At 65.8% G+C, this 12,609-nt stretch carries 14 protein-coding genes; all 14 read right to left on the bottom strand.

The features are described from left to right. Window positions 1-55: 55 nt before the first annotated feature. The 14 genes from trmB to AC066S_RS13330 all read right to left on the bottom strand — a co-directional run bounded on the left by trmB (window position 56) and on the right by AC066S_RS13330 (window position 12,574). The gene (gene trmB / locus AC066S_RS13265) at window positions 56-769 is read right to left on the bottom strand and encodes a tRNA (guanosine(46)-N7)-methyltransferase TrmB (protein ID WP_126257010.1); all 714 of its coding nucleotides are present in this window, start codon (window positions 767-769) and stop codon (window positions 56-58) included. Further along, the gene (locus tag AC066S_RS13270) at window positions 766-1,893 is read right to left on the bottom strand and encodes a M20 family metallopeptidase (RefSeq protein ID WP_478269891.1); all 1,128 of its coding nucleotides are present in this window, start codon (window positions 1,891-1,893) and stop codon (window positions 766-768) included. The genes trmB and AC066S_RS13270 overlap by 4 nt, the downstream gene beginning before the upstream one ends. A gap of 116 nt (window positions 1,894-2,009) precedes the next feature. After that, window positions 2,010-2,423, bottom strand: a complete 414-nt coding sequence (locus tag AC066S_RS13275; protein WP_028133651.1) for a helix-turn-helix domain-containing protein — start codon at window positions 2,421-2,423, stop codon at window positions 2,010-2,012. A 222-nt stretch (window positions 2,424-2,645) separates the two neighbouring features. Next, on the bottom strand, window positions 2,646-4,259 hold the full coding sequence (lnt, locus tag AC066S_RS13280; RefSeq protein ID WP_478269892.1) for an apolipoprotein N-acyltransferase: 1,614 nt from the start codon (window positions 4,257-4,259) through the stop codon (window positions 2,646-2,648). Then, a complete protein-coding gene (locus AC066S_RS13285; RefSeq protein WP_164718522.1) occupies window positions 4,256-5,374 on the bottom strand; it encodes a hemolysin family protein in 1,119 nt (372 codons plus the stop codon). Before AC066S_RS13285 ends, lnt begins: the two co-directional genes overlap by 4 nt. A 1-nt stretch (window position 5,375) precedes the next feature. Next, entirely contained in the window at window positions 5,376-5,885 is a 510-nt protein-coding gene (gene ybeY, locus AC066S_RS13290; RefSeq protein WP_126257014.1) for an rRNA maturation RNase YbeY, read from the bottom strand. A gap of 61 nt (window positions 5,886-5,946) precedes the next feature. Then, on the bottom strand, window positions 5,947-6,942 hold the full coding sequence (locus AC066S_RS13295) for a PhoH family protein (RefSeq protein ID WP_126257015.1): 996 nt from the start codon (window positions 6,940-6,942) through the stop codon (window positions 5,947-5,949). Between the two features lie 64 nt (window positions 6,943-7,006). Next, window positions 7,007-8,401: a tRNA (N6-isopentenyl adenosine(37)-C2)-methylthiotransferase MiaB gene (miaB, locus tag AC066S_RS13300; RefSeq protein WP_478269893.1), complete on the bottom strand. Its 1,395-nt coding sequence runs from the start codon at window positions 8,399-8,401 to the stop codon at window positions 7,007-7,009. A gap of 183 nt (window positions 8,402-8,584) precedes the next feature. Next, window positions 8,585-9,265, bottom strand: a complete 681-nt coding sequence (locus AC066S_RS13305) for an HAD family hydrolase (RefSeq protein WP_478269894.1) — start codon at window positions 9,263-9,265, stop codon at window positions 8,585-8,587. Between the two features lie 106 nt (window positions 9,266-9,371). Then, complete coding sequence (locus AC066S_RS13310) at window positions 9,372-9,827, bottom strand: Fur family transcriptional regulator (RefSeq protein WP_126257018.1); 456 nt, start codon at window positions 9,825-9,827, stop codon at window positions 9,372-9,374. A 39-nt stretch (window positions 9,828-9,866) separates the two neighbouring features. Further along, window positions 9,867-10,352 carry a ribosomal protein S18-alanine N-acetyltransferase gene (gene rimI / locus AC066S_RS13315; protein ID WP_478269895.1) on the bottom strand — a complete coding sequence of 162 codons (486 nt, stop codon included), beginning with the start codon at window positions 10,350-10,352 and terminating at the stop codon, window positions 9,867-9,869. Then, complete coding sequence (gene tsaB / locus AC066S_RS13320) at window positions 10,349-11,044, bottom strand: tRNA (adenosine(37)-N6)-threonylcarbamoyltransferase complex dimerization subunit type 1 TsaB (RefSeq protein WP_478269896.1); 696 nt, start codon at window positions 11,042-11,044, stop codon at window positions 10,349-10,351. The genes rimI and tsaB overlap by 4 nt, the downstream gene beginning before the upstream one ends. Before the next feature lie 203 nt (window positions 11,045-11,247). Continuing rightward, on the bottom strand, window positions 11,248-11,817 hold the full coding sequence (locus AC066S_RS13325; protein WP_135170040.1) for a NifU family protein: 570 nt from the start codon (window positions 11,815-11,817) through the stop codon (window positions 11,248-11,250). Window positions 11,818-12,079: 262 nt separating this feature from the next. Further along, window positions 12,080-12,574, bottom strand: coding sequence for a universal stress protein (locus AC066S_RS13330; RefSeq protein WP_164718524.1), 495 nt, complete (start codon window positions 12,572-12,574; stop codon window positions 12,080-12,082). Window positions 12,575-12,609 lie beyond the last annotated feature (35 nt).

Genomic DNA, 12,609 nt, shown 5'->3' on the forward strand with positions numbered 1-12,609 from the left:
TTTCTCTCCGCAGGCATTCTGGATTGCTTCGTCGCTTCGCTCCTCGCAATGACAACTAACCAGTTCTGCGAAACCGCAAGTAAGCCGCCTTGCGTCCTTCGCGCGCGGCCTTCCGGCCGTAGCGCGTCATGGTGTAGCCGGCCCATGGCTGCCTGAAGTCGTCGGCGCGTTCGGCAAGCCAGACGAAGTCCTGCGAGCGCGCAAGATGCGACAGCGTCCAGGCGCAGTAATCGTCGATATCGCAGACGAAGCGGAATTCACCGCCTTCCTTCAGTACGCGCGCCATCGCGGCGATCGTGCGGTCCTGAACGAAGCGCCGCTTCCAGTGCCGCCGCTTCGGCCAGGGATCGGGGTGGATCAGGTCGATCCGCGACAGCGATGCCCTGGGCAACCAGGCCAGCAGCTCGGCGGCATCGCCCGCAAACAGGCGGATGTTGCCGATATTGGCGGCCTCGATCTGCGCGAGGATCTTGGCCATGCCGTTGACGTAGGGCTCGCAGCCGATGAAGCCGGTCGTTGGGAATTTCTGCGCCTCGGCCGCGAGATGCTCGCCGCCGCCGAAGCCGATCTCGAGCCGCACATCTTCGGTCGCGGGGCCAAAGATCTCGCGGGCGTCCGCCGGCGTCTCACTGTGGATGTCGAGCGCAAGATGCGGCAGCAGATGATCGACCAGCTCGGCCTGGTGCTGCCTGAGCTTGTGGCCCTTGCGGCGCCCGAAGAAGGCGCGCTCGCTGTCGTCGCGATCGGGCTCCGATTTGCGCTCGCTCATCGCAGCGTCTGATACAGGCGATGGAGCAGCCGCGCGCGCGGCGCAAGCGAGGAGACAAAGAGCTGCTCATAATGGGTGTGCGCGCCCTTGCCGTCGACGCCGAGCCCGTCCAGCGTTGCGGTATGCGGGGCGGTGAAATTGCCGTCCGAGCCGCCGCCGGTGTGAGTATCGATCAGCTCGAAGCCGATCTCGCCGGCGAGCGTCTTCGCGTGTTCGAACAGCGCGGCGCCCGCATTGCTCTTCTCGTAGGGCGGGCGGTTGAGCTCGCCCGTGACGGTGACGGTGACGCCCTCGGTTTTCGAGGTCAGGGCGAGAATCCTGCCGACGAACTCGTCTGCGTCACCGAGGCTCAGCACGCGCAGGTCGACTTCAGCATAGGCCTCTTCCGGCGTGACGTTGGGGCGCGTGCCGCCGCGCACCACGCCGACATTGACGGAGACGCCACGCGCGAGGTCGTTCATCCCTTCCAGCGCCAGGATGACGTTGGCGAGCTCGCGGACGGCGCTGCGGCCGTCTTCGGGCCGCGAGCCGGCATGCGCCGGCACGCCCTTGACGAACACGCGGAAGCGTCCGACGCCCTTGCGTCCGGTGACGATCTTGCCGCCGTCGCGCGCCGGCTCCGTCACCAGCACGTATTTGGCCTTGCGTCCTTCCTGCTCGATGAGCGCGCGCGAGGTCGGGCTGCCGATCTCCTCGTCGGAGGTGAACAGGTGCGTGATGCCGAGCGGCGAGCGATCGGCCGTCGCACACAGCGCGCCAAACGCGTGATGGGCGATGTAGGCGCCGCCCTTCATGTCGTAGATGCCGGGACCGAAGGCGACGTCGCCTTCGACCTTGAACGGCAGGCGTTCGATGAACCCCATGGGATGGACGGTATCGAGGTGACTCAGCACCAGAATACCCGGCTGGTCCTGGCCCCAGGTCGAGCGCGCCAGGAGATGATCTCCGCAGCCGTCGACGCCGGCGACACGCTCGAGCGTGACGGGCAAGTCGCGATATTGCTCCGCCACCTCGGAGACCAGCTTGTTGACCTGCTCAGGCGCTTCCGTCGGCGTCTCGATCTCGACCCAGTGGCGGATGCCATCGAGGATAGTTTGGGAATCGAACCAATTTGTGCTGGCCATGAGTGCATCTGTGCCTTTGAATCGCATCACCGAAGCGGACGCACGTCGAAGCGCGGCCACAAATGACGACATAGGCCAGATTACACGCGGTCTCAAATCGCCATCGGGACGGCGCGTCAGCGCTTGTCGGGGCCTTCCCGGGCCGCGATCTGCTCGACGAGATCGACGATCGAGCGGCGCATCTTCGAATCGGTGATTCGCGTGAACGCCTTGGTCAAGGCCAGGCCTTCGGAGGTCGCGAGAAAATCCGAGACGTAAGAGGGCGAGGCGCCTTCGCTGAAGCCATCCGGCCCCGGCACGCCGCTCGGACCGCCCTCGAACAGAAACGACACCGGCACCTGCAGAATTTCGGCGATCTGCTGGATGCGGCTCGCGCCGACCCGGTTGGTGCCCTTCTCGTATTTCTGGATCTGCTGGAAAGTCAGGCCCAAAGCGTCACCGAGCTTTTCCTGACTCATGCCCAACATGATGCGGCGCATACGCACGCGACTGCCGACATATTTGTCAACAGGGTTGGGCGCTTTCGACATTTCCTCAGCCCTCCAAACACCACCTTAAGCGCAATCAATCGGAGTGCCTCAGGTGCAAGCAACGTCAAATCAGACCCTGTTATTGGGAAACATTGCGGAGAAATTTAGCAACGCACCACTGTCTTTTGCAGCCGGTGCAGAATGGGGAGCCCGCGTGCAGTCTGTCAACCGTGGGACTACGGTTGTCAAAAGTTTCCGGCTACCTTCGCGGCGATGGCGCGATCAGCTCTGCCGCTTGCCGACGCGTCGGCGGAGGGCCAGAAACACGGCCAGCGCGACAAGCATGGCTGCGGGCGCATCGCCCACCCGCGCATAGACGGTCGGCGGGATCGCGGCGGGCAAATTTGCATCCAAAATGCCCTCGATTCCAAGTCCGAGGCTGGAAACAGTGCGGCCCACCGGATCGATCACTGCGGAGATGCCGGTATTGGCGGAGCGGACCAGCGGCAATCCGAGTTCGACCGCGCGCATCCGCGACTGCTCCAGATGCTGATAGGGACCGGTCGAAATGCCGAACCAGCCGTCATTGGTGAGGTTCACGATCCAGCCCGGACGTTCGTTGCGTCCGGCAACCTCGCCGGGAAAGATCGCTTCGTAACAGATCAGCGGCAGCACGGGCGGTGCGCCGGGGACCTGCAGCGCATGCCGTACCGTGCCGGGAATGAAGCCGCCGCGCACACGCGTCAGTTGCTCGAATCCGAGCTTCTCCATCAACGACTGGTAGGGCAGAAATTCGCCGAACGGCACCAGATGCAACTTGTCGTACACGGTCAGCACGCTGCCGTCGTGGTCGATGACATAGATCGAATTATAGGCACGCGTGATCGGCGTGCCCCGCGGCAGGTCGGGCGCGCGGACCGAACCCGTGATCAGCACGGTGCCTTTCGGAAGAAGGTCGGCGATCTGCGCCATCGCGTCGGCTTCGCGGGTCAGGAAGAACGGAAAGGCGGATTCCGGCCAGATCAGGATGGTGGCATCGCGCACGCCGGTCGATTGCGGGCCCGAGGCGCGGTCCGACAGCGCCAGGTATTTCTTCATCACCTCCGTCTTGGCGGCGTAGTTGAACTTCGCGTCCTGCTGAAGGTTCGGCTGCATCAGGCGCAGCTTGGCGCCTGCGACCATCGTGGTCGGATGCAGCGACAGGCGGATCGCGCCGAAAATGCTCATCACAATCAGGAGCCCGATCGCCGCTGCCGGCACGCGCCATGGCAGGCGGTGATCGGGCGTGCGGTCGATCAGCGTTGCCGGGCTCGCGAAGATCGCAACCGCCAGGAACGTCATCCCCCACAGGCCGATCAGCGACGCCGTCTGCGCCAGCGCCAGCGGCTCGGACAACGCATAGCCGAACGCGTTCCAGGGGAAGCCGGTCAGCGCGTGGCCGCGCAACCACTCGCTGATGGTGAGGCTTGCTGCGAGCGCAAGCACGCGCGTGGCGTTCTTGGTCCAGAGCAGGCGCGCCAGCGCAAAGCCGATCGCCGTGAAGATGGACAGATAGGCCGGCAGGCCGAGCACGGCGAACGGCGTCAGCCAGGCGAACACATCGGCATCGACGAAGAAGGCGTAGCCGATCCAGTACAGCCCGGGCACGAAATAGCCGAGCCCGAACCAATAGCCGGTCAGCGCGGCAACGGGAACGCCGCCATATCGGCCGGCGCCGGCGCCGTCGATCAGCCAGACCAGCACCGGGAAGGTGATGAACAGCACGGGGAAGAGGTTGAACGGCGCCAGGGCCAGCACCGACAGCGCTCCGCACCCCATGGCGATGACCGCGCGCTTCCATCCCCAGGCGAGGATGATGGCGAGCGCGATTTGCCGAACTCGCTGGAACGGACTCACTGTTGGCTGGTCCCGTCGCTCGGCGGCGGGCTGGGTGTGTCGCTGGCGGGCGGCTGGCCGCTGTCCGGCGTGGCCTCGCGGCGGCTTCTCTCGCGCTGGGTCCGCGGCGCGGGACGCTCCTTCCGCGTCGAGATGCGCAGCCGCTTGACGCGGCGCGGATCGGCATCGAGCACCTCGACCTCGTAAGTGCCGGGGCCCGAGATCACCTCGCCGCGCACCGGCAGGCGCCCGACGAAGCTGACGAGATAGCCGCCCAGCGTCTCCACCTCCTCGCCGGCCTCGCCGGTGACGAAATCCTCGCCGATCACCGAGCGGACGTCGTCGAGGCTGGCGCGGGCGTCGGCGATGAAGGCGTTGTCGGGCAGGCGCACGATCGAAGGCGGCTCGTCGCTGTCGTGCTCGTCGTCGATCTCGCCGACGATCTGCTCGACGATGTCCTCGAGCGAAACCAGCCCGTCGCTGCCGCCATATTCGTCGACCACCAGCGCGAGGTGAATGCGCGTGGCCTGCATCTGCGCGAGCAGGTCGATCGCTCGCATCGACGGCGGCACGTAGAGCAGCTTGCGGATGATGCGCGCTTCCTCGAGTGGCAGCGCGAGATCGACGGCGCGCAGGTCGAGCCCGGCCGGCAGCGGCTTCTTGCGCTTGGTCTTGGTGATTTCCGACACGCGGGCGCGCACGGTCATGAAGGCGAGCAGGTCGCGGATGTGGACGATGCCGACGGGATCGTCGAGCGTCTCGTTGTAGACCACGAGGCGCGAATGACCGGCGCTCTCGAAGCGGTCCATCAACTCGCCGAGCGGGATATCCCGCTTCACCGCGACGATGTCGGCGCGATGCACCATGACATCGGCGATGCGGCGCTCGTGCAGACCGAGGATGTTGCGCAGCATGGTGCGCTCGACCGCCGAGAAGCCGGAATCGCCAGGCGTGGTCGCATCGAGCACGACCTGGAGGTCGTCGCGTACCGATCCCGCCTTCCAGCCGAACAGCGTGCGGATGGCGCGCAACAGCCAGCCATCGGCGGTCGGGCGCAACACCTCGCCCGGCGTCACCACGGCCGGCAGATTGGCCGTGTTGCGCGGATTGTCGTGGACCGGGTCGGAATCGGGCATCTCAGTGCGTCCCCGCGCGGTCTGCATAGGGATCTGGGATTCCAAGGTGCGCCAGGATCTGGGTCTCCAGCGCTTCCATCTCCTCGGCGTCGCTGTCGTTCTCGTGGTCGTAGCCGATCAGGTGCAGGAAACCATGCACGGCAAGATGGCTCAAATGGTGGTCGAACGGCTTTTGTTCCTCGTCCGCCTCGCGCCGCATGGTCTGGTAGGCGATCGCGATATCGCCGAGCATGCGCGGCGCATCGCCCGGCTTCCAGCCGCCCTCCGGCTGGAGTGCGGGAAACGATAGCACGTTGGTCGGCTTGTCGATGCCCCGCCAGTTGCTGTTGAGGGTGCGGATGCCGGCGTCATCGGTCAGCATCACGGCCACTTCGGCGTCGGCAACGTCTTCATCGACGCTTTCGGCGGCGGCCGCGACCGCGCGCTGGATCACGGCTTCGGAATCGGGCTCGTGCTGCCAGCAATCGGCGACGACGAGGACTTCGGTCATGGGAAGGTTGGGATGGGACATGGTGTTGTCTGGGACGAAAAGGCGCCGTGTCCGCGCCCTCCGGGGTCCAGCTGTTGCCTCGTCAGGATTGGCCGGTGGCCGGCCGCTGCGGCGAACCTTCGTAGGCGGCGACGATCCGCGCCACGAGTTCGTGGCGGATCACGTCCTCGGCCTTGAAATGAACTTGGGCAATGCCCTCGACGCCGTTCAACAGGCGGGTCGCTTCGGCGAGGCCCGAGGTCTGGCCGTTCGGCAGGTCGATCTGCGAAGGATCGCCTGTGACGATCATGCGGCTGTTCTCGCCGAGGCGGGTCAGGAACATCTTCATCTGCATCGACGTGGTGTTCTGCGCCTCGTCCAGGATGATGGCGGCGTTGGTGAGGGTGCGGCCGCGCATGAAGGCGAGCGGCGCGATCTCGATCTCGCCGGTCTGCAGCGCGCGCTCGACGATGCGCGCATCCATGAGGTCGTAGAGCGCATCGTAGATCGGGCGAAGATAAGGATCGACCTTCTCGCGGAGATCGCCGGGCAGGAAGCCCAGCCGCTCGCCGGCTTCCACCGCCGGACGCGACAGGATGATCTTGTCGACCTCCTTGCGCTCGAACAGCTGCGCGGCATGCGCGACCGCGAGCCAGGTCTTGCCGGTGCCGGCCGGGCCGATGCCGAACACAAGCTCGTGGCGCTTCAGGGCGCGAATGTAGGAGTCCTGCGCGGCGGTGCGCGCGCGCACCGGGCGCTTGCGCAAGTTGATGCTGTCGAAGGCCGATTTGGCCGATTTGGCGTCGAACTCGAACAGCGAGCCCTGGGCGATCACGGCGCGGATCGCGCCTTCGACCTCGCCCTGGTCGAGATCCTGTCCCTTCACGGCTTGCGCGTAGAGCATTTCGAGCACGCGGCGTGCGGCGTCGCAGCCGTCGCGGGTACCGCCGATCGTGATGTGGTTGCCCTTGGAATCGACGACGACGCCGAGCCGCCGCTCGACCTGCGCCAGGTGCTGGCCGTAAGGGCCGACCAGTGCCGAAGCGGCACGATTGTCGTCGAAGTCGATGACGACCTGGGTCTCGGGCGGAACTTGCATGTCGCGGTCAAACTTGCGGCTGGGAGCGAACGAAGACGAATCCGATGCGCTTTTTGGCAAGGGTTCAGGCTCCACTGGCTTGCGATAAAGCGGGCTCGCCCGCGCTGCGCGGAATGGCGAGCTCGCCGAGAAAACTGTAGCGCTCGAGGCTGTCGATCCGCACAGGCAGGATCTGTCCGATGATGTCGGGCGGGGCCATCACATGGGCGGGCTGAAGGAAGGCGGTACGGCCGACGATCTGGCCCTCCTTGCGCGCCGGACGCTCGAACAGCACGTCGACCGTTGAGCCAATCGCAGCCTTGTTGAAGGCCGATTGCTGGCTGTCGATCAGTTCCTGGAGCCGCTCCAATCGCTGGTCCATCTCGGCGGGGGACACCGTCTCCTGCATGTCCGCGGCCGGCGTTCCCGGCCGGGCGGAGTATTTGAACGAATAAGCCGCAGCGTAACCGATTTGCGTGACAAGCGCGAGGGTGGCGAGAAAATCTTGCTCGCTTTCGCCGGGGAAGCCGACGATGAAATCTGATGAAAAAGCAATGTCTTGGCGCGCGGTGCGGAAACGGTCGATGACCCCAAGGTAATCGGCGGCGGTATGTTTGCGGTTCATGGCCGCCAGAATCCGGTCCGAGCCCGACTGCACCGGCAGGTGCACGAACGGCATCAGGGCACCGAGATCGCGATGGGCCGCAATCAGGCTGTCGTCGACGTCGCGGGGATGGCTGGTCGAGTAGCGCAGCCGCGCGATGCCAGGAATGGTCGCAAGATGTTCGAGCAATCGGCCGAGCGGCCAGGTTTTTCCGTCAGGCCCCTCGCCGTGATAGGCGTTGACGTTCTGCCCGATCAGCGTGAGCTCGCGCACGCCGTTGTCGGCGAGCCGCTTCACGTCGTCGACGATCTTCGCGACGGGGCGCGAGACTTCCGAGCCCCGCGTATACGGCACGACGCAGAAGGTGCAGAACTTGTCGCAACCTTCCTGCACGGTGACGAAGGCCGAAATGCCGCGCGCCCGGATCGCATCGGGCCTGGGCTGGGCCAGGAAGCCGAACTTGTCGGCGGCCGGAAATTCGGTCTCGATCGCGCGGCCTTCGTTGCCGGCACGCTTCAAGAGCTCCGGCAGATGATGATAGCTCTGCGGCCCCACCACGACGTCCACGACCGGCGCGCGGCGCACGATCTCCTCGCCCTCGGCCTGCGCCACGCAGCCGGCGACCGCGATCTGCATCGCGCGGCCGCCGCGCGCGGCCTCGTCCTTGGCGAAGCGCAGGCGCCCGAGCTCGGAATAGACCTTCTCGGACGCCTTTTCGCGGATATGGCAGGTGTTGAGGATGACGAGATCGGCCTCCTCGGCGCTCGCGGTCTCCACGAATCCCTCCGGAGCCAGCGTGTCCACCATGCGCTGGGCATCGTAGACGTTCATCTGGCAGCCATATGATTTGATGTGCAGCTTGCGCGGCGGCGTCATGGAACCCGAAAATGGCGGTGGAGGACGGCCTTCAGATATAGGCTGGGGCGCCGAAAATCCAGCGAATGGGCCCTCCAGACCCGTCATTCCGGGGCGCGACGCAGTCGCGAACCCGGAATCCGGAGGTTTTAGCGTGAGATTCCGGGTTCGATGCTGTGCATCGCCCCGGAATGACAGCAATAATCAGCCCGCCAAAGCGTCTGCCTCGACCCGCCGGACCAGCTCGGGCAGCTGATGCATATCGGCAAAGAGCAGGTCGGCGCCGGCCTCGCGCAGCGTTTCGGCATAGCCGCCGCGGCAATGGCTGCCCCCGTAAAAGCCGAACACCGTCATGCCGGCCGCTCGGGCACCGGCTATCCCGGCCAGGCTGTCCTCGATCACGACGCAGCGCTGGGGCGGCACGCCCATTTCCCTGGCCGCGAACTGGAACAGGTCCGGCGCAGGCTTGCCGTTCTTCACCTGCGAGGCCGAGAAGATATTCGGCGCGAGGCGCTCGTAGAGGCCGGTGCTCCCGAGGCTCACGCGCATGCGCTGATGCGAGCCGCTCGATGCGACGCAGACGCGCTGGGTGACGACATCGAGCACGTCATGGATACCTCGGATCGCCTCGAGGTCGGCCTCGAACGCGCGGAACAGCTCGTCCTGGAGATCGCCGTGATAGGCCTCGGGCAGCTTGCGGCCGAGCTCGGTCTCGATCTCAAGATTGGCCTGTTTTGTCGAACGGCCGAGGAAGCGTTCGAACACCTGCTCGGACGTGATCGGATAGCCGTGCCGCGTCAGCACGTCGGCATGGGCGCGGCAGGAGATCACCTCGCTGTCCACGAGCACGCCGTCGCAATCGAAGATGATGAGATCGATGGACATCAGTTCGCGGTGAGGTTGAGACGACTGGTGCGGTGCGGACGCTGCCACCTCTCCCCGCCGGGGAGAGGTGAAGCGACGCCGCCGGTGTGCCGAATTCGCAAGGGCACTAACTGGTCGGCTTGTCGTCGTCGAGCGGGACGCAATAGAGTTCGAGCCGGTGGTCGACCAGCTTGTAGCCGAGCTTGCGGGCGATCTCCGCCTGCAGTTTCTCGATCTCCTCGGAGGTGAACTCGATCACCTTGCCGTCGCGCAGATTGATGAGGTGGTCGTGATGGCTGTCGCGCATCGTCTCGTAGCGCGCGCGGCCCTCGCGGAAGTCATGGCGCTCGATGATGCCGGCATCCTCGAACAGCTTGACGGTGCGATACACGGTCGAGATCGAGATCTTGTCGTCGACCGCGACGCAGCGCCGGTACAGTTCCTCGACATCGGGGTGGTCGATCGCTTCCGCAAGCACGCGGGCGATGACGCGGCGCTGCTCGGTCATGCGCATGCCGGTGGCGGCACAGCGCGCCTCGATGCCGGACGCCTTGGATGCGGAAGAAGGTTTCAGTGCGGTCATTGTTTGTCTGCCTGCCGGGGGCGCTTTCTGGCACCGATGTTACGACAAGTCACGTCGCATCAGAAGGGCGTTCAATTGTTCCCCGTTCGGTTGCTTATAGTAGCGTTCGCGGCGCCCGACCACCATGAATCCGCACCCGGCGTAGAGCCGCCGCGCCGGCTGGTTGTTTTCCTCGACTTCGAGAAATATTGTGCGGACGCCGCGCCCGGCGAGGTGGCCGAGATGGGTCATCAGCAGCATGCGGGAGAGGCCGCGGCCGCGATAGGCCTCGTCCACCGCGATCGAGAGGATCTCCGCTTCGTCCGCCCCGATCCGGGATACCGCGAAGCCGATGGTCCTGCGTCCCAGGCGCAAGCGGTGCACCAGCGTGTTGCGCTCATTGAGCATGGTCTCGAATTCGCCTTCGCCCCAGCCGCGCGCGAAGGAGGCGCCGTGCAGCTGCGCCAGCCGCGCGGCGTCGCGCATGGATGCGGGCTCGACGGCGGTGGTGCCGCCGCGCCACCATTGCGACAGCCATCTCATCATGAGGTTGCAGCTTGTGCTGCGAACGGCGGCTGCGCGGCGGGCTTTGCGTCGGGTGCCTTCAGGTAGAACGGCCGCGCCGGATTTGTCTCGGGATCGGCCGCGGCGCCGAGCCATGCGACCCAGCCGATATCCGGCGCTGCTTGCGCGTCGACCGCGACCGGTTGCTCGCCATCTTTCGGCCAGCGCTCGGCGAGGATGTTTGCGGCATTGCCGACCAGATGCGGCGCGCTGAACTGCGAGGCCGCGATCGCCTCGTCGATGGCAGCGACGCGCGGCCGCACCAGCTGGCTGCCATCGCCGGCGACGATCTGGAAATAGACATGGTCGTGGCGCGCGTCGATCGCGGAGATCACGGGCGCCGATTTGCTCTGGCCGACGACGGTGGCCGCGTAGGCCGACAAGGTGGTGAGGCCGACGGCGGGCTTCTCGGCCGCGAGCGCAAGGCCGCGCGCCGCCGAAATGCCGACGCGCAGGCCGGTGAAACTTCCGGGGCCGACGGTGACCGCGATGCGGTCGAGCGCGGTGAAGGCGAGATTGGCCGATCGCATGACGCGCGCGATCATCGGCATCAAGGCCTCGGCGTGGCCGCGCTTCATCAGAAGCTGCTCCTGCGCAAGGAGCTCGGCCGCTTCGGTGTCGAGCACGGCGACGGAGCAGGCGTCGAGCGCAGTATCGATGGCGAGGATCAGCATGGAAAAGCGAATGGCGAGTGGCGAATGGCGAATAGTCTAGCGGACCACACGCCCATCCGCCATTCGTCTCGCACGATTTCCAGGGGCCCCCGATATGCCGCCTACGTCAACCGTCATTCCGGGATGGTGCGTTAGCACCAGACCCGGAATCTCGAGATTCCGGGTTCGGTCCTCCGGACCGCCCCGGAATGACGACTTCGTCGTCACATCGGCCGGACTTCGACCACGTCGGGCACGAAGTGCTTGAGCAGGTTCTGGATGCCGTGCTGGAGCGTTGCGGTCGATGACGGGCAGCCGGAGCAGGCGCCCTTCATGTTGAGATAGACGATGCCGTCCTTGAAGCCGCGGAAGGTGATGTCGCCGCCGTCATTGGCGACCGCCGGCCGCACGCGCGTCTCGATCAGATCCTTGATCATGTCGACCGTTTCGGCATCGGCCTCGTCGAAGAACTCGTCCTCGTCGTCGAGATCGGCATCATCGGCAGCCGCGCCGTCTGCGAGCAGCGGCGCGCCGGACATGTAGTGCTCCATGATGGCACCGAGGATCGCGGGCTTGAGCTGCTGCCATTCACCGCTCGCCTTGGTCACGGTGATGAAATCCGATCCATAGAACACGCCGGTGACGCCGGGCACCTCGAACAGCCGTTCGGCCAGCGGCGAGCGCGTGGCGGCCTCGCGGCTCGAAAACTCCACCGGGTTGCCGTCGACGACGACGCGGCCGGGAATGAATTTGAGCGTGGCGGGATTGGGGGTGGCTTCGGTTTGAATGAACATGGTTTTCTCCAGACGTCGCCGGTTCAAGGCCGGCGCGTTGCCCTATCCACTAGCAGATGGCGATGGCGAACGCACGATCAAGGGGAAGGAATGGAGTTTCAAAGCAAGATCATTAGGTTAGCGCTCGCCCAAGAGTTCCTGCGCCGTCATGGCCGGGCTTGTCCCGGCCATCCACGCCTTGCCTGGTCCCGCGAAGAACGTGGATGCCCGGGACAAGCCCGGGCATGACGAGCCCCGATTGCCGCATGTCAGATCGAGGTACCTACGACAGCGAATCCACGCTCTGGTCGCTCAGCGCGCCGGAAATGATCGTCACGGGGATCGGGAACGTCCCCACCGCGTGCGCGAGCAACGCGACCAGCGGCCCTGGCCCCTCCGCGCCGGGATTGGCGGCGAGCACCAGCATGGCGATGTCGGGGTCCTCGTCGATCACGGCGAGCAATTGTTCCATCGGCGCGCCCTCGCGGATCACCCGCTCCGGGGTGATCGCGGCGATGCCGTTGGCGCGGCCCGCGGCGCGGTCGAGCGCGGCTTCGGCGGCTTCCTGCGCCTCGGCGCGCATGATGTCGGCGACCCCCAGCCATTCCTGGCTCTGCTGCTCCGGCTCGACGATGCGCAGCATCACCACGCCGCCGCCGGCGCGAATCGCCCAGCGGCTGGCATAGTAGACCGCGCGATCCCATTCAGCGGTGTCGTCGACGACGACGAGGCATTTGGGCTTGTGACCCGGCTCGAAGCAAAGTCGCTTGCTGGTCATGCATGTCCCGGCGAGTGCATGGCGCGCATGCTGCC

The sequence above is a fragment of the Bradyrhizobium sp. CFUWI genome (assembly GCF_056429085.1).